Source organism: Azospirillum tabaci, assembly GCF_014596085.1.
Lineage (GTDB): Bacteria > Pseudomonadota > Alphaproteobacteria > Azospirillales > Azospirillaceae > Azospirillum > Azospirillum tabaci.
On sequence record NZ_JACCJY010000019.1, the window covers coordinates 101383 to 118194 of the forward strand.

At 69.0% G+C, this 16812-nt stretch carries 14 protein-coding genes; 6 read left to right on the forward strand and 8 right to left on the reverse strand.

The genetic code is table 11. From position 1 onward, the window contains the following. The first annotated feature begins 44 nt into the window (after positions 1-44). Both ade and H0B54_RS17820 read left to right on the forward strand, forming a co-directional pair. Positions 45-1754 (forward strand): adenine deaminase, encoded by a 1710-nt coding sequence (ade, locus tag H0B54_RS17815; RefSeq protein WP_188261429.1) that lies wholly within the window; start codon positions 45-47, stop codon positions 1752-1754. A gap of 163 nt (positions 1755-1917) precedes the next feature. Next, positions 1918-2625 (forward strand): hypothetical protein, encoded by a 708-nt coding sequence (locus H0B54_RS17820; protein WP_246472590.1) that lies wholly within the window; start codon positions 1918-1920, stop codon positions 2623-2625. Positions 2626-2678: 53 nt separating this feature from the next. On the opposite strand, the gene H0B54_RS17825 is transcribed toward H0B54_RS17820, so the two are convergent. Continuing rightward, positions 2679-3527 carry a DMT family transporter gene (locus tag H0B54_RS17825; protein ID WP_188261431.1) on the reverse strand — a complete coding sequence of 283 codons (849 nt, stop codon included), beginning with the start codon at positions 3525-3527 and terminating at the stop codon, positions 2679-2681. Between the two features lie 138 nt (positions 3528-3665). Here H0B54_RS17825 and yddG point away from each other — a divergent pair, with 138 nt between their 5' ends. The 3 genes from yddG to H0B54_RS17840 all read left to right on the forward strand — a co-directional run bounded on the left by yddG (position 3666) and on the right by H0B54_RS17840 (position 7264). Beyond that, positions 3666-4619 carry an aromatic amino acid exporter YddG gene (gene yddG / locus H0B54_RS17830; RefSeq protein ID WP_188261432.1) on the forward strand — a complete coding sequence of 318 codons (954 nt, stop codon included), beginning with the start codon at positions 3666-3668 and terminating at the stop codon, positions 4617-4619. A gap of 82 nt (positions 4620-4701) precedes the next feature. Then, on the forward strand, positions 4702-6504 hold the full coding sequence (locus tag H0B54_RS17835) for an ABC transporter ATP-binding protein/permease (RefSeq protein WP_343068967.1): 1803 nt from the start codon (positions 4702-4704) through the stop codon (positions 6502-6504). A 100-nt stretch (positions 6505-6604) separates the two neighbouring features. Next, positions 6605-7264: a histidine phosphatase family protein gene (locus H0B54_RS17840; protein ID WP_246472591.1), complete on the forward strand. Its 660-nt coding sequence runs from the start codon at positions 6605-6607 to the stop codon at positions 7262-7264. A gap of 204 nt (positions 7265-7468) precedes the next feature. Here H0B54_RS17840 and H0B54_RS17845 read toward each other — a convergent pair whose 3' ends face one another. From H0B54_RS17845 to H0B54_RS17870, 6 genes are all read right to left on the reverse strand, one after another. Further along, a complete protein-coding gene (locus tag H0B54_RS17845; RefSeq protein ID WP_188261433.1) occupies positions 7469-7738 on the reverse strand; it encodes a ribbon-helix-helix domain-containing protein in 270 nt (89 codons plus the stop codon). Between the two features lie 315 nt (positions 7739-8053). Beyond that, positions 8054-9070, reverse strand: coding sequence for a calcium-binding protein (locus tag H0B54_RS17850; protein ID WP_188261434.1), 1017 nt, complete (start codon positions 9068-9070; stop codon positions 8054-8056). A 464-nt stretch (positions 9071-9534) separates the two neighbouring features. After that, the gene (locus H0B54_RS17855; protein ID WP_188261435.1) at positions 9535-10893 is read right to left on the reverse strand and encodes an aspartate aminotransferase family protein; all 1359 of its coding nucleotides are present in this window, start codon (positions 10891-10893) and stop codon (positions 9535-9537) included. A 17-nt stretch (positions 10894-10910) separates the two neighbouring features. Continuing rightward, on the reverse strand, positions 10911-12155 hold the full coding sequence (locus H0B54_RS17860; protein ID WP_188261436.1) for an FAD-dependent oxidoreductase: 1245 nt from the start codon (positions 12153-12155) through the stop codon (positions 10911-10913). Then, on the reverse strand, positions 12152-12982 hold the full coding sequence (phnX, locus tag H0B54_RS17865; protein WP_188261437.1) for a phosphonoacetaldehyde hydrolase: 831 nt from the start codon (positions 12980-12982) through the stop codon (positions 12152-12154). Before phnX ends, H0B54_RS17860 begins: the two co-directional genes overlap by 4 nt. 29 nt (positions 12983-13011) lie before the next feature. Then, positions 13012-14121 (reverse strand): 2-aminoethylphosphonate--pyruvate transaminase, encoded by a 1110-nt coding sequence (locus H0B54_RS17870; protein ID WP_188261438.1) that lies wholly within the window; start codon positions 14119-14121, stop codon positions 13012-13014. Between the two features lie 102 nt (positions 14122-14223). Between H0B54_RS17870 and H0B54_RS17875 the strand changes: the two genes are divergently transcribed. Further along, positions 14224-15099 (forward strand): LysR substrate-binding domain-containing protein, encoded by an 876-nt coding sequence (locus H0B54_RS17875; protein ID WP_246472592.1) that lies wholly within the window; start codon positions 14224-14226, stop codon positions 15097-15099. A 24-nt stretch (positions 15100-15123) separates the two neighbouring features. Here H0B54_RS17875 and H0B54_RS17880 read toward each other — a convergent pair whose 3' ends face one another. Then, positions 15124-16812 carry a putative 2-aminoethylphosphonate ABC transporter permease subunit gene (locus tag H0B54_RS17880; RefSeq protein ID WP_188261440.1) on the reverse strand — a complete coding sequence of 563 codons (1689 nt, stop codon included), beginning with the start codon at positions 16810-16812 and terminating at the stop codon, positions 15124-15126.

Consider the following 16812-nt stretch of genomic DNA (forward strand, 5'->3'; position numbering starts at 1 on the left):
ATTTACCTAAAGAAGAGTTGGAATGGGCAGGACGAGGCGGAGCTATGGCGGTCACCCGGGACGAACTGAAGACGCGCATCGGCCAGGCCCTGGGCGAGACGAAGGCCGATCTGGTCATCAAGAACACCCGCTTCCTCAACGTCGTCACCGGCGAGACCGCCGCGGGCGACATCGCCCTTTGCGGCGACCGGATCATCGGCACCTATGAGTCCTACGACGGGGCGGAGGAGATCGACGGGCGCGGGCTGACCGTCGTGCCGGGCTTCATCGACACCCACGTCCATTGCGAGTCCACCTGCGTCACGCCGATGGAGTTCGACCGCTGCGTCCTGCCGCGCGGCACCACCACGGCCATCTGCGACCCGCATGAGATCTGCAACGTGTTGGGCGAGAAGGGCCTGCGCTACTTCCTCGACTGCGCCGAGGGAACGGTGCTGGACCTGCGGGTGCAGCTCTCCTCCTGCGTCCCGGCGACGGAGCTGGAGACGTCGGGCGCGCGGCTGGAGGCGGCGGACCTGCTGCGCCACAAGGACCACCCGAAGGTGCTGGGGCTGGCGGAGTTCATGAACTTCCCCGGCGTCTTCCACAAGGTGGACGGGGTTCTGGACAAGCTGGCCGCCTTCGACGGGCGCCACATCGACGGCCACGCCCCGCTGCTCAGCGGGCGGGAGCTGAACGCCTATCTCTCCTGCGGCATCCGCAACTGCCACGAGACGACCAGCGCCCCGGAGGCGATGGAGAAGCTGCGCAAGGGCATGCAGGTGCTGATCCGCGACGGGTCGGTGTCGAAGGACGTGCACGCGCTGGCCCCGGTGATCCAGCCGGAAACTTCGCCCTTCCTGGGCTTCTGCACCGACGACCGCAACCCCCTCGACATCGCCGAGGAGGGGCACATGGACCATCTGATCCGCAGCGCGATCCGGCTTGGCGCTCCGCTGGCCCACGTCTACCGCGCCGCCACATGGTCGGCGGCGCGCGGCTTCGGCCTGTTCGACCGCGGGCTGATTGCGCCGGGGCAGCGCGCCGACCTCGTCCTGCTGGACGACCTGGAGGAGTGCGCGGTCAACCGGGTGATCCGCAACGGGCGCGTGGTGACGCCGGAGACCTTCGCCGGGCGTCCGGCGATCAGCCCGGTGGGCCTGCGCTCGGTCAAGCTCCACCCGGTGACGGCGGAGGATTTCGCGGTGCCCGCCCGCGGCTCCGTCCAGTCGGTGATCGGCGTTCTGCCCGGCAAGATCATCACCGCCCATCTGCGGTTGGAGGTGCCGGCGAAGGATGGGAAGCTGGTGGCTGATCCCGACCGCGACATCCTGAAGATCTGCGTCTTCGCCCGCCACGGCACCAACCAGAATGTCGGGCGCGGCTTCGCCAGCGGCTTCCAGTTCCGCGAGGGCGCGCTGGCCTCCTCGGTCGGGCACGACAGCCACAACATCTGCGTGGTCGGCGCGTCGGACGAGGACATGGCCATCGCCGTCAACCGCCTGATCGAGCTTCAGGGCGGTTTCGTCGCGGTGCGCAACGGTCAGGTGGTCGGCGAGCTGGCCCTGCCGCTGGCCGGGCTGATGAGCCTGGAACCCTTCGAGACGGTGGAGCGCCATCTGCGCAGCCTGCGCGCCTCGGTGCGCGAGATGGGCTGCCCGCTGGCCGAGCCCTTCCTGCAACTGGCCTTCCTGCCGCTGCCGGTGATCCCGCATCTGAAGATCACCGACCGTGGGCTGGTGGACGTCGACAAATTCGCGCTGGTGGAAGCGTAACCCCGGCAATTCCTGCCGCACGGCGCGCAGATCTTGCCGGTCCTCGTGATGCGGCTGCCGCTCAACCCATTGAAAATCATGGAAAGCCTTTTGGCCCGCCGTCTGCAAGAGGCGGCCCGACGAATGCGAGGACTGTCGGTCGGAGGGGCGTGCCATGGTTGGAATGAGCGACATCAGCGGCTTGGCGCAGAGCCTTCAGACGTCCATCGACGCGGCGATGAAGCGCGTCCAGGAGCAGGCCAAACAGGCGACCGACGCCAAGCCCAGCGGCGAGGTTCAGGAGTATGAGCAGACCGTCCGCAAGTCCGCCCTGAACGCCGCGCCCTTCGCCACCAACGTCGGCACCCTGGTGAAGGACACCAGCCGCCTGAACGTGCTCAGCACGCTGGCCGCCAACGATCCGGCGGACTTCTACAAGTTCACGCTGGCGACGCCGGGCGAGGTCGCCCTCGGCCGGGTCGGCGACACGGGCGTGCGCGTCCAACTGATGGACAAGCAGGGCAAGATCGTCGCCGACAGCAACAGCGAGGCCGGCTCCACCTACGACGCCTACAAGAAGTTCGAGGCGGGCACGCTGTCGCTCGACCGCGGCGACTACACGCTGCGCGTTTCCCGCGACAAGGGCGTGGCGGCCAAGGAGGAGAAGAACTATGGCCTCCAGCTCCGCATGGGCGACTACAGCAAGGACTACGACACCATCGCCAAGCAGCCGGCCAAGGGCGACAACCCGCTCCAGCAGACGCCGCAGCTTCAACGCCTGACCTCCCTGCTGACCGGCGGCACCACGGCCAGTTCCGGGGCGCTGGGCATCCTCACCGGGGGAAGCGGCGGCTACAGCGGGCGCGGGTCTCTGCTGAACGGGCTTTTCTGAGGCGCCGGAACGCCCTCGCCGTCCTCCCGTAGACCGGCTGATCGGTGGCGCCGTCAGGCTGCGAGGCGCAGCGACACGGCACCGAGCGCAATGACGGCTCCCGAGGCCAGCCGCACCGGGCCGACCCGCTCCTTGAGCACCAGCGCGGCCAGCGCCATGGCGAACAGGATCGAGGTCTCGCGCAGCGCCGCCACCACGGCGACCGGCGCCAGGGTCATCGCCCAGAGCGCGAGCCCGTAGGAGGCGATGCTGGCCGCCCCGCCGGCCAGCGCCACCATCCAGCGCCGGCGGGCGTGGCTCAGGAAGCCCCGCGCGTCGCGCAGCAGAGCCCCGCCCACCATGGGCACGCTCAACAGCAGGAAGCACCACAGCGTGTAGCCGGCCGGGGCGCCGGACAGCCGCACGCCGATGCCGTCCACCACCGTGTAGGCGGCGATCACCAGGGCGTTGGCGAGCGCGCAGGCGTTGCCCCGCCATGATCCCGACAGGGCCGGTCCCCGCCCCAGCAGGGTCAGCCCGAGGATTCCGCCGCAAACCAGCAGCGTTCCCATCCAGGCGCCGGCGGACAGCCCCTCGCCCAGCAGCAGGCCGCTGCACAGCGCCACGAGCAGCGGCGGCGTGCCGCGCATCAGCGGATAGGCGTGGCTCATCGCCCCGTCGCGGTAGGCGGCGGCGAGCAGCCGGAAATAGGCGACGTGCAGCACCGCCGTCACGCCGAGATAAGGCGCGCTGGCGAGCGACGGCGCCGGAACGACGGGGAGCAGCAGCAGGGCGATGAAGGCGGAACCGGCGACCACCAGGACCGCGTCGGAGGCGTTACCGCCGCCGGCCTTCAGGGCGGTGTTCCAGCCGGCATGGAGAAGGGCGCCGGCCAGGACGGCGAGAAGGGCTTCGGTGGGCAAGAGGGGAGCCGTGGTCGGGGGAGGGGACGATGCGGGCGGAGGGGCGGCCTGCGGCCCGCCGGACGGCAGGATACACGCACAGGTTCGGTGCCGGACAGTCCAATTGCCTGCCGTCCTTCTTTGCGCTAAGCGTTCGCCATGTCGACCGATAGCCTCCCGACCGAAAACCTTCTGCCCCGGAACCACCCGACCGCCGCGGCGTCCGACCCGGCCGCGGTCCGCCGCGCCACCGCCATCGGCGGTCTGGCCATCCTGATGTGGTCCACGCTGGCGCTGCTGACCGCGCTGTCGGGGACCATTCCGCCGTTCCAGCTCGTGGCGATGTCCTTCGGCGTCGCCTTCGTCGTCGGGACGGCGGCGGGGGCCGCGCGGGGCAAGGACGTGATCGGCGTGCTGCGTCAACCCTGGCGGGTCTGGCTGCTCGGCGTCGCCGGGCTGTTCGGGTACCACTTCTTCTATTTCCTGGCCTTTCGCCTCGCCCCCGGTGCGGCGGTCGAGGTCAACTTGCTGAACTATCTCTGGCCGCTGCTGATCGTCCTGTTCTCCGCCCTGCTGCCGGGAGAGCGGCTGAAGCGCGGCCATTTGCTGGGCGCACTGTGCGGGCTCGCCGGGACGGTGCTGATCGTGACGGGAGGCGGGCGCGGCCTGTCGCTCGACGCCGCGGACACGCCGGGCTACCTGTCGGCCATGGCCGCGGCGGTGCTCTGGGCATCCTATTCGGTGCTGTCGCGCCGCTTCGGCGATGTCCCGACCGAGGCGGTCGGCGGCTTCTGCCTCGCCACGGCGGTGCTGGCCGGGTTGTCGCACCTGCTGTTCGAGACGACGGTGGCACCGTCCGGCGGCGAGTGGCTGGCGGTGCTCGCCATGGGGATCGGGCCGGTCGGCGCGGCCTTCTTCGTGTGGGACCACGGGGTGAAGCGCGGCGACATCCGGGCGCTGGGCGTGCTGTCCTACGCCACGCCGCTGACCTCCACGCTGCTGCTGATCCTGTTCGGGCAGGCGGCGGGGGGCTGGACCGTCTGGGCGGCCTGCGCCCTGATCATGGGCGGTGCCGTGCTGGCCAGCCGCGACGTCCTGCGCGGTGACCGGTAGGGCGGCGGCCGGCCGCACGGTGACAGCGAATTCATAGGCTTTTCATGCGGCGCGGTGCTATTCGGCAGGGACGGTTTCCTCCTTGCCGGACCAGCCCGCCATGCCGACCGAGGCCAATCCAAAACGCGCCGCCGCGCTGTCCCGCAGGAAGCGGGACGTCTGGACATTGTTCCGCTTCCTGCGGGATGTCTGGACGCTGAGCCGTCCCTATTGGTCGTCGGAGGAGCGCTGGACGGCGTGGGGGCTGCTGGCCGCCATCGTCGCGCTGAATCTGGGCGTGGTCTTCATCACCGTCGAACTGACCGAGGTCAACGGAGCCATCTTCAACGCGCTCCAGGAGAAAGACCAGAGCGCCTTCGTCGATCAGCTCCTGCTGTTCGGCGGGCTGGCGCTGGTCTACATCGCGGTCGCCGTGTACCGGCTCTACCTGAATCAGATGCTGCAGATCCGCTGGCGGCGCTGGCTGACCCACCGCTGTCTGGGCGACTGGATGGAGGGGCAGACCTATTACCGGCTTCAACTCGCCGGCACCCCGACCGACAACCCGGACCAGCGCATCGCCGAGGATCTGCGCGGCTTCGTCCAACTGACGCTGAGCCTGTCGCTGGGCTTCCTGACCAACCTCGTCACGCTGGTGTCCTTCCTGGCGATGCTGTGGAGCCTGTCGGGGACGTTGAGCGTGGCGCTGTTCGGTGTGGAACTGGCGATTCCCGGCTATATGGTGTGGGTGGCGCTGGCCTATGCGGTGGTGGGGACGTGGCTGACCCACCGGATCGGGCGTCCGCTTGCCCGGTTGAGCTTCGACCAGCAGAAATACGAGGCCGACTTCCGTTTCGCGCTCGTCCGCCTGCGCGAGAACGCGGAGAGCGTCGCCCTGCAGGGCGGCGAGGCGCAGGAGCAGCGCGGCTTCGCCCAACGCTTCGCCCGCGTGGTGGACAATTGGTGGGCGATCATGCGCACGCAGAAGCGGCTGGTCTGGTTCACCTCCGCCTATGAACAGGTGGCGATCATCTTCCCGCTGCTGGTCGCCGCGCCGCGCTATTTCTCCGGTGCGGTTCCGCTGGGCGCGCTGATGCAGACCGCGCAGGCCTTCGGGCAGGTGCAGAGCGCCCTGTCCTGGTTCATCGACGCCTATGTGAGCCTGACCGACTGGCACGCCACGACCAGCCGCCTTGTCGGTTTCCGCCAGGCGGTGCAGGAGGTCCGGCGGGTGGCGCGGACCGCTCCGCAGATCGAGCGCGCCGCCGGGCCGGACCGCGCCTTGCGGATGGAGGGGGTGGAACTGGCCTTGCCTCGGGGCGGGGCGCCGTTCCTTCGCGCCGACCTGACGGTTCAGCCGGGGGAGCGCGTGCTGGTCACCGGCCCGTCCGGCTCGGGCAAGAGCACGCTGTTCCGCGCGCTGGCCGGCATCTGGCCGTTCGGGCGCGGGCGCATCGGCCTGCCCGCCGGGGCGGACGCCATGCATCTCCCGCAGAAGCCCTACATGCCCATCGGCTGCCTGCGCGCCGCCGTCACCTATCCCTCGGCACCGGAGGCGTTCGATGGCGAAGCGGTGCGCGCCGCCCTGGACGCCGTGGGGATGAGCGCTTTCGCCGAGCGGCTGGACGAGGAGGATCATTGGGCGCTGCGCCTGTCCGGCGGCGAGCAGCAGCGCGTCGCCTTCGCCCGCGCCCTGCTGCACCGGCCCGGCTGGCTGTTCCTGGACGAGGCGACATCCGCCTGCGATCCCGCGACCGAAGCGCGGTTGTATGGCCTGCTGGCCGAACGTCTGCCCGGCACCACGGTGGTCAGCGTCGGGCACCGCGCGAGCTTGTCGGCGCATCACGGCCGAACCGTCACGGTGGGAAAGGGCGGTGACGGGGTGGGGCAACTGGTCGGGTGTTGAGGTCCGCGCCAGCCCTCGCCCTTCGGACGGGGGCGCGGCTGGGTCGAGCCTGATCCCGCTCGCGCCCTGTTGCGAAGCGCCCAGCCTGGGGAGACGCCACATGGCGGGCTTGGCCTTCGGCCCACGCGATCAATATCGGTGTCGTCGATCCATCACCAACCGCCGTGGTCCGATGCCGAAGGTTGTCCGCCGCAGGTCGCTGGCCGCCGCGCTCGCCGTCAGTCTGATCGCCTGCTCCGCTTCGCGGAGTTGGGCAACGACCCCGGACACGGTTGATCCGAAGGGGCTGATCGTCCTCATGAGGCACGCGGAGGCGCCCGGAGTCGGCGATCCGCCGCACTTTCAACTCCGCGACTGCGCGACCCAGCGCAACCTGGACGCAAACGGCCGTGAACAAGCCCGGCGAACCGGCGATCTGCTGCGGAAGGTCGCCGGCCGGCCGGCCGTCGTCTATTCAAGCCAGTGGTGCCGCTGCCTGGAGACCGCGCGACTTCTGGAGATCGGGCCCGTGCAGGAGCTTCCGGTGCTCAACTCCTTCTTCGAGCGGCGAGACGAGCAGGCGGCACAGATCGCGTCGCTGCGCCGCTTCCTGGCCGGGTTGCCTGCCGACGGCGCGCCGGTCGTGCTGGTCACCCACCAAGTGGTGGTGACCGCCTTGACCGGCGTCTTTCCAGCGTCGGGCGAGGCGGTGCTCCTCCGCGCCAACGGAACGGGCGAGCCCGCCATCGAGGGACGCAAGAAGGTTGAAGGCTCCAAGTAGGGCATGGAGCCGTCCACGCGACGGAAGCCAACGGCGACGGCCTCCCCGTCGCCATCGTGCCTACGGATGGCGTGAGCGCCCGGGGTCGGTTTTCAGAATGCGGCGAGGCGCTTGGCGATGAAACGGATTGCCGCTGCGGTGAGCAGGGCAAATGTGATCCACCCGGCCCGGGGAGTATCCGGGCCGCGCGCCCGCGCGGCTCTGTCACTCGGCGGCTATGGCCAACCCGTAGCGAGCCTCTTCCGGCCTCGGCGTGGCTGCCCTGAAGTACTCCAGCACGTAGACCCGGACGGCGCTGGACAGGTTGCTGGCATCCACGGCCTCCACCCGTTCGGCGAGGCGGTTGCACAACTCTCCCAATGTGAGGCTTTCCTTCTGCGCGATTTCTTCCAGACCCTCCCAGAAGGCGTCCTCCAGCCGCATGCTGGTGCGCTTCCCGGCGACATAGACGTTCCTAAGCTTCTTCGATGACATGGCATGCCCGCCGCGCGACACGTTGCACTCTTATGTGTGAACCGTCGCGGAGTCCGAGCTGAAAAACATGTGATGAACTTCACATAAAACGCAGGGAATCACGCCGCCGGACCACAAAGTCACAGCGGCGCCCGCCATCAGCCTGCTCGCGCTCCGGCCGTTCCGGTGTGTCCGTCGCTGTGCAGCGCATCGAGCCGTGACAGCGCCGAAGGGGATGGCCACACCTTTACATGCACCATGCTGCTCCAGCCGGCTTGGCTGGCGGGTCGCCGCCGCTCTGCTTCCCGAAGAATGTCCAAAGAATGCAGACCACCATTACAAAGTGGTGAATGCATCATTCCAGTTCGCCGTCACTCCGTCCTGGCTCATAGACATGGCGTAGTTCCGCGCGTCGCTGTAGGCGAGTCCTTCGAGCTTAAAACGGGCCGTGTTTTCGAAATGAGTGAACACGAACTCGACACCGGCCCCGCCATCGACCGAATTGACGCCCTTGAGGAGCCATTCGTTCTTGAAAACGTAATCGACGCCCATCTGGAAATCTTTGATGATCGCCGACAATTGGTCGGCTACGCCGTCTTCGGCGATCGCGTAGGCATAGGCGTAATCAACCCCGAACAGGTCTTGTCCGCCGCCGCCCCACATTTGGTCGACGCCGTTCCTGGAATCGATGGTCAAGAGATCGTCAGAAGCGCCACCATGCAGGAAGTCGGCCCCGGCGCCACCAAGAAAGCGCGTGCCACCGGAATCGCCGCCGTACAAGGTGTCGATCCCGTCGCCGCCGGCCAACTCGTTGTAACCGTCGCCGGCGTACAGCATGTCGTTGCCGCTGCCTCCGTTCAGGGTGTCGTCACCGTTGTCGCCATACAGCCGGTCATTGCCCGCCTCGCCATGCAGCTCCTCGTTGCCGTCGCCGCCCGATATGGTGTCGTCACCATTGCCGCCGTAGGCGCGGTCGTTCCCCCAGCCGGGGCCCCAATCGGAAAAGATGCGATCGTTGCCGTCACCACCCCAAAGGCTGTCCGCTTCGCTCCCCCCATAAAGAGTGTCGGAGCCACCGTCTCCATAGAGGCGGTCAGCGCCTTGTTCGCCGTAGATTTGATCGTTGCCTTCGCCGCCTGACAACGTGTCGTTGCCGTTGCCACTGTAGACGGTATCGTTGCCCCAGCCGACCCCCCAGTCCGCGTAGATGCGGTCGTTGCCGCTGCCGGCCAGGATGCGGTCGTTGCCGGCCCGACCATAGCCCGTATCGTTCCCGGCATATAATTCGATTGTGTCGGCGCCGTCGGTGCCGTAGCGGGTGTCGTTTCCGGATGTTCCGAGAATAATTGCCATGGCGTTCCTCCTTCCTGATCCGGAGACCCTGGCATTGATAACCATTGCTTGGCGTTCGCGCTGTCGAACATAATCTTTGGTTCTAAGCCCGCGGAACGAATTCCGGATTCGTCAGAGCCCGTTTGGAAATGGTGATGGGCGGCTGTTTCTGTTCCAAGCTCTGCCAGTCGATGCCGTCCCTCCGCGGGCGGACCCCGCCCCCGAACTCGTCCAGCCGGCCGGTCATCACGGTCGGTTTGCGTGCGGCTTCGGCGGCCTCGGCGGCAAGCCGCTGGCGTTCCCCGACCTGGGCAAGGCGACGGCGCAACCCCGCGCAAAGGGCTCGAAATCGGCGCGCTCGAACAGCCCCTCGGCGCGACAGGCCGCACAACCTTCTGTCCACCGCTCCAAGGAAAGCTCCGGACGGAACAATCGGCGGGCCGGCGTCGGTGTACTCACGGCATCGGGATTGCGGTCCGAGTGGCCTACCCGATCGCCCGCGCGAGAATCGCCAAAGCCCGGTCCAGCTCGGTGCGTGAAACGGTCAGAGGTGGGGACAAGGTCAGGACCGTTCCCTGCGATATCTTCAGGCTCAATCCATGGCGGAGAGCCGCATAGAAGGCCGCCTCAGCCCGGTCGGCGGCGTCGCGGCCCTCGTGATCGGCCAATTCCACGCCGATCAGCAGCCCCGCTCCCCGGATGCCGGCCACGCCGGGCGTCTTCGCCGTCAGGTCGTGCAGACGGTCCAGCGCATGGACTCCCAGTTCGGCGGCCCGCTCCACCAGCCCTTCGTCCCGAACGATGTCCAGGGTGGTCAGACCGGCACGGGCGAGCAGCGGGTTCTTTTCGTGGGTGTAATGACCGAGCGCGCGGTCGGCGGCCACGTCCAGCCCGGCGCGGGCGATCACCGCCGCCAGCGGCAGCATGGCGCCGCCCAGCGCCTTGCCCAGAACCAGGATGTCCGGCCGCGCACCGAAGGGTTCGTGGCTGAACAGGCTGCCGGTCTTGCCGAGGCCGGTCGGAATCTCATCGAAAACCAGCAGGGCGCCGGCCGCGTCGCAGGCCCGCCGCACCTCGGCCCAGAAGCCCGGCGGCGGAACGTAGGGAACGGCGCGCACCGGCTCCGCCACGACGGCGGCGACATCTCCCTCCTTCTCAAGCACATAGCGCAGCATGCGCGCGCAGGTCATCCGGCAGGCGTCGAGGTCGGGGCCGCCGCCGGGGGCGGGGGCGAAACCGTAGGGGCAGCGCGCGCAGGCGAAGGGCGCAACATGCTCGGTTCCCGGCAGCAGCGGCCCGATCCCGTGCGAGCGGAACAGCGCCTCGCCGCCAACGCCGGAGGCGCCGAAGCCGGCGCCGTGAAAAGCGTCCCAGAAGGAGACCGTCTTGAAGCGGCCGGTGGCGACGCGGGCGAGCTTCAGCGCGATCTCGATCCCTTCCGATCCGCCGGGGGCGAACAGCACGCGGCTGCCGGGGCCGGTCGGCGCCAACGCCGCCAGACGCTCCGCCAGTTCCGCCGCGGGTTCGCAGGCGAAGCGGCGTGGGGCGAAGGTCAGCCCATCCATCTGCGCCTTCAACGCCGCGACCATTCGAGGATGGGCATAGCCGATGTGATGAACGCTGTTGCCGTGAAAATCCATAAAGCGGCGGCCGTCCATGTCCTCGATCCAGATGCCTTCCGCCTTGCGGATGGCCGAAAGACAGGGCGTGGACAGGGATTGCCGCAGGAAGGCGGCGGCGTCGCGCTCCACCAATGCGCGCGACCGTGGGCCGAGCGCCTCCGCCATCCAGCGGGCGCGGCGTGGCCCGAGATTGATGTCGCCTTCGGAGCGATCGGCCTGCATCGGAGCTTCCTCGTGGATCAGCCGGCGGTCTTGCCGGAACGGGCGGCGGCGCAGGCGGCGCGCAGCGATGGAGAAAAGGGATCGACCGCACCCAGTCGGCCGGGAGCGAAGGGGGAGAGGTCGATCGGTGCCACCTCTCCCAGGGCCAGCGCCGCCACCGCTTGCCCGATGCCGCCCGACGCAGCGATTCCGGCACCGCAACAGCCCGTCGCCATCAGCAGGCCCTCCACTTCCGGAACGGCTCCCAGGACGAAGCGGCCGTCAACGGTGTAGGTCGAGAGGCCGGACAGATAATGGGCGATGCCGGCCTGGAACAGCGGCGGACAGAGCCGGGCCAGTGGCCGCCATCCCTCCTCCAGCGTCTCCCAGCCGCCATCGGAGTCAGCGAGGTCGAGGCCCCCGGTGTCGTTGGGCAGCGCCGCCGGATCGAAGGCCACCGACCGGCGGCCCCGCAGCCCGAACAGCAGCGCCCCCAGCTCGGGCCGGGCGTAGGCGCCGGCGTCGGGCATCACCAGCGTGGGCAGGCCGTGCGGGAACAGGTCCGGGCGCGGTTCGGTGATCCAGTACTGGCTGCGCACCGGCGCCTGCGGCAGCCCGACCCCGACGGTCCAGGCGAGCCCCGCCGCCCAGGCCCCGGCGGCGTTCACCACAACCGGCGCCGCAATGAAGCCCCGGTCGGTGTCGATTCCGGCGACGCGGCCATGCTCCATGCGCACCGCCCGCACGGACAACCCACTCCGGACCCGGACGCCGGCACGCCGCGCCGACCGGCGGTAGGCGTCGGCCAGCCGCACAGGGTCGATGAAGCCGTCCAGCGGCATGAAGAGGGCGCGCCCGACCGCCTCCGCCGACAGGCAGGGGGCGAGGCGGGCGGCCTCCTCGCCGTCCAGCCATTCGAAGGGATCGGTGCCATCGGCAGTCAGGCCGTGCAGCGCCTCGACGCGAGCCGAGCTGGCGGCGACATGCAACGTGCCGAACCGGCGCAAGCCGAGATCCTCGCCCAGCTCCTCTTCCAGCGACGCGATGGCGTCGTAGGTGCCGCGCACCAGCGCCGCCGTCGCCGCGTCGCCGCGGGCGCGGGTCAACAGGGCGGCGGCCCGCGCCGTGGCCTGGGTAGCCGGCGGGTGGCGGTCCACCACCAGCACCGACCGGCAGCCGCGCCGGCCCAACGCCCAGGCGACCGCGAGCCCGAGTATTCCGGCGCCGGCCACCACCACATCGGCCCGGTCGATCGCCGGAGCGGCGGGGTGACCAGCCGTCACGGCTTCTCGCCGCGGGCCAGACGCGCCTCGATGGCGTCGAGCAGCGGCAGCGCCTCGGCCAGCGAGCGGGCCACATAATGGGCGCCGGCCCGCGCCAGACGGTCGGCGGCGGCTTGGTGCAGAGCCTCCCGCCGCTCGGTGGACAGCGCCTGCCAGTCGGCGAGCGGCAAGCCCACTTCGTTGCCGGTGTCGGCCACCGCGATGGTCCACATGCCGGCGTTCAGTCCCTCTTCCACATCCACCACGGTGTCGCCGATCTTCACGCAGGCTTCGACGGGAGACACCGACAGTTCGATCACGCAGCGCAGAGCCATCGCCGGCCCCGGCCGCCCGGCCGGCGTCTCGCCCGCGCAGACGGTGACGTCGGGCTTGTAGCCCTGGGCGGCGGCGACGCGCTGCACCACGTCCATCACCGGACGGGGATAGCCGGTGGTCGAGCCGATCTTCAGCCCGCGTGCCCGCATGGCGGCGACCGTCTCGGCGGCGCCGGGGATCAGGTCGGAATGCCGTTCCACCACCTCGACCTGCAAGGGAAGGAAGGTGTCGTAGAGGCGGTCGACGTCGGCATCGGTCGGGGCGGCGCCATGGACGGCGATCCAGGCGTCCGTCACCGGGGTCATGCGGGTGATCGCCTGGATGTGGTGCCATTTGGCCATGCCCATCGGGGCGCGGGCCTGCTCCAGCGTGATCGTGACGCCAGACCGGCGGAACGCTTCCATGAAGGCGCCGGCCGGGGCGAGGCAACCATGGTCCACCGTGGTTCCAGCCCAGTCGAGGACCACCGCCTGGAGCGGACCGGTGTAGCGGCGCGAATAGACGAAGCTCATGGGATCGGACTTTCGTGGGACAGGGAGGATCAAGGAGCGCCCGACGCGACGCCCATCTCGGCCAGCGTGGCGCGGACCGCGGCGACGGCGGCGGTCATCTCTGCCGCCCCCAACTGACCGATGCAGCCGATGCGGAAGCTGTCGGCCACCGTCAGCTTGCCGGGATAGATGACGAAACCGCGCTCGCGCAGGCGGTCGTAGAATTCGGCGAAGACGAAGGCCGGGTCGGCGGGCATGCGGAAAGTGACGATGATCGGCGCCTGCAGGGCGTCGGGCAGCAACGTCTGGAATCCCAGCGTCCGCATGCCGTCCACCAGGATGCGGCAGTTGTCGGCGTAGCGGCGGCCGCGGCCCTCCACTCCGCCTTCAGCCTCGTGCTCGGCCAGCGCCCGGCCGAAGGCGGCGATCACGTGGGTGGGCGGGGTGAAGCGCCATTGGGCGTTGGCCTCGAATCCGCGCCACTGGTCGTGCAGGTCGAGCGTCAGCGCGTGGGCGTTTCCAGCGGCGGCGGCGAGCGCGTCGCGATCCACGATCACGAAGCCGAAGCCGGGCGCCCCCTGCAGGCATTTGTTGGACGAGGCGGCCACCGCCTCGAACGGCACGGTGGCGCGCGACAGCGGCAGGGCGCCGAAGGAACTCATGGCATCGATCAGCAGGCGCCGGCCGTGCGTCGCCGTCACCCGCGCCACGTCCTCCACCGGGTTCAGCAGGCCGGCGGTGGTTTCGCATTGGACGACGGCCACATGGCTAACCGTCGGGTCGGCGGCCAGGGCGGCGTCAAGCGCCGCGGGAGAGGCCGGCACGTCTTCCGGCGTTTCGATCATGGTGACGGAGCGGCCCGCCACCTCGGCGATGCGGACCATGCGCTTGCCATAGGCGCCGTTGACCAGAACCAGCAACCGGCCCGTGCGCGGCACCAACGTGCCGATCATGGCCTCCACGGCGAAGGTGCCGGAGCCCTGGACCGGAACCGCCACATGGGTGCCGGCGGCGTCCACAAGCTGGGTCAGGCGGGCGCGCATGTGGGTGTTGATGGCGATGAATTCCCCGTCCCGCGAACCGTAGTCGCGCAGCATCGCCTCTTTCACGGTGCGCGTGGTGGTCAGGGGGCCGGGGGTGAGCAGCAAGGGATCGGGCATCGCGCCTCTCCTCCTTTTGGGGGGCGGTGGGGTGGACCTTTCTGACGCGCTCGGGCATCATAACTCCAATCAATTCTGCCTATGGTCTCATAGATGAAATCCATGAACGTCGCGCAACTCCGCGCCTTCCACACCGTGGCGGCGGAGGGAGGGTTCACCAAGGCGGCCCGGCTGCTGAACGTCACCCAGCCCACGCTGTCGCAGGAGGTGAAGGCGCTGGAAGAGGCGTATGGCGTCCTGCTGCTGGACCGTTCCCGCCGCACGGTAACCCCGACCAGCATCGGCGAGGGGCTGTTCGCCATCACCCGCCGTCTGTTCGCGGCGGAGCAGGAGGCGCTGGAACTGCTGGCCGGGGCGCGGCTTCTGGACGCGGGGACTCTGACGGTGGGGGCGGACGGGCCGGTGCACGCCATGCCGCTGATCGCCGCCTTCACCCGGCAGCATCCGGGACCGAGGATTTCGCTTACCGTCGGCAACACCCAAACCTTGCTGGCGGGGCTTCTGGACACGCGCATCGACGTGGCGGTGCTGGCCGACGCGCCGGGCGATTCACGGCTGCATGTGCTGCCGCTGCGCCGCGATCCGGTGCAGGCGTTGTTTCCCCGTGGCCATGCGCTGGCCCGGCGGCGGGCGGTGTCGTTGAAGGATCTGACCGATCAGCGGTTGATCCTGCGCGAACCGGGATCGGTCACCCGCCGTTTGATCGAACGGGCGTTTGAAAATGCCAGCCTGCCCATGGGCGATACCCTGGACATCGAAAGCCGCGAGGCGGTGGTGGAAGCGGTGGCCGCGGGCCTGGGCGTCGGCTTCATCTCGGCGGCGGAATTCACCGGAGACCCGCGTCTGGTGCTGGTGCCCGTCGCCGGTGCGGCGCTGGAGATGGACGAATACGTCATCTGCCTGCGCGAACGCCGCCGTCTGGCGGTGGTGCGCGCGTTCCTGGACATCGCGCGGGAGAGGGCGCCGGCAGCCCTGTGACCGTGCCGGCGCTTCACGCGACGATCAGCGTCTCCGCCATGTCTGGGTGCGCTGGGACAACCAGTGGGACGCGCCGGTATGCAGCAGGCGCACGGCGGCGGAGGTGTAGACGATCATCATCGCCATCGCGGCCGCCCCGGCGATCTCACCCGCATCGTCCATGTTCAGAACCGCGACCGAGGCGGGCTTGGTGTCGGGAGCGTAGAGGAACACCACCGCCGACACCGTGGTCATGGCGTTGACGAAGAAATAGAGGGCGATGTCGAGGATGGCCAGGAGGCACAGCGGCACCGTCACTCGGAAGAAGGTGCGCCACACCGGCACCTTCAGGCTGGCGGAGACGGATTCGAACTCCGCATCCAACTGCTTCAGCGCCGTGGCAGCGGTCAGGTGGCTGACGGTGTAGAAATGCACCACCGTGGACAGCACCAGGATTCCCATGGTGCCATAGAGCGCGTTCATCGGGTTGCCGGGGTGGTTGAAGAAGAAGATGTAGGCCAGGCCCAGCACCATCCCCGGCACCGCCAGCGGCAGGATCGCCAGCAACCGCACCGCCGCCTTGATCCCCGCCGACGCCGGGCCGCGTTCCACCAGATAGGCCCCGGCGAACACCGTCACGGTGCCGATCACCGCCGTCAGCCCCGCCAGGATCAGGCTGTTGCCGTAGGACCGCCACCCCGTCTCATCCACCTCGGCGAAGGCGTAGTGCGCCAGCGTCGGGGTCAGATCGTACGGCCAGTAGCGGATCAGGGACGCGAAGGCCGCCGTGCCCAGGATGCCGGCCAGCAGGCCGGCGATGAGCGTGCACAGGGCGAACATCGCCCCATCGCACCACGGGCGGCGCGACGGGACATAGGGCACGGAGCGGGCTGACAGCAAGGCGGTCTGCTTGCGCTGGCCGATCCAGTCGGCGGCAAAGGCGAGCACCGCCGGCAGCAGCAGCACCATGCCGACCACCGCCCCCATGCCGAAATTCTGCTGGCCGACCACCTGCTTGTAGACGTCGGTCGCCAGCACGTTGTACTGGCCGCCCACCACCTTGGGCACGCCGAAGTCGGTGATGACCAAGGTGAACACCACGAACACCGCCGAAATCAGGCCATAGCGCGCGCCGGGCACGGTGATGGTGAAGAACCGCCGCAGCGGCCCGGCCCCCAGGGATTCCGCCGCCTCGTAAAGCCGGGCGTCGGCGGTGGACAGAGCGACCGTCAGGATCATCACCGCATGGGGGAAAGTGTAGAACACCTCCCCCAGGACGATCCCGATGGGGCCATAGATGCTCTCTCCCATCAGCAGGAAGCGCAACGGCCCCTGGTTGCCGAACAGATAGACCAGCGATATTCCCGGCAACAGCGACGGCGCCAAAATGGGGATCTGCGCCAGCGCCTTGAACACGCCCTTGCCCGGCATGGCCGTGCGGGTGATGGCGTAGGCGTAGGCGAAGGCCAGGAGCGTGGTGATGATGGTGGACACCAGCGCAATGGTCACGCTGTTGCCGATGGATTGCGACAGCGACGGCGTGTCGAGAAAGGCGATGTAGTTCGCCAGCCCGACGAAGGCGTCGTTGCGGTCGTACACGCTGCGCAACGCGACCATCACCAGGGGCAGCACGATGAAGGCCACCAGGAACAAACCCAGCAGCACCAGCACCCCATCCAGAACCAGGGAGTCGCCGGTGCGCTTCATGCGCAGGGGAAGGGTTTTGGCGTGCAT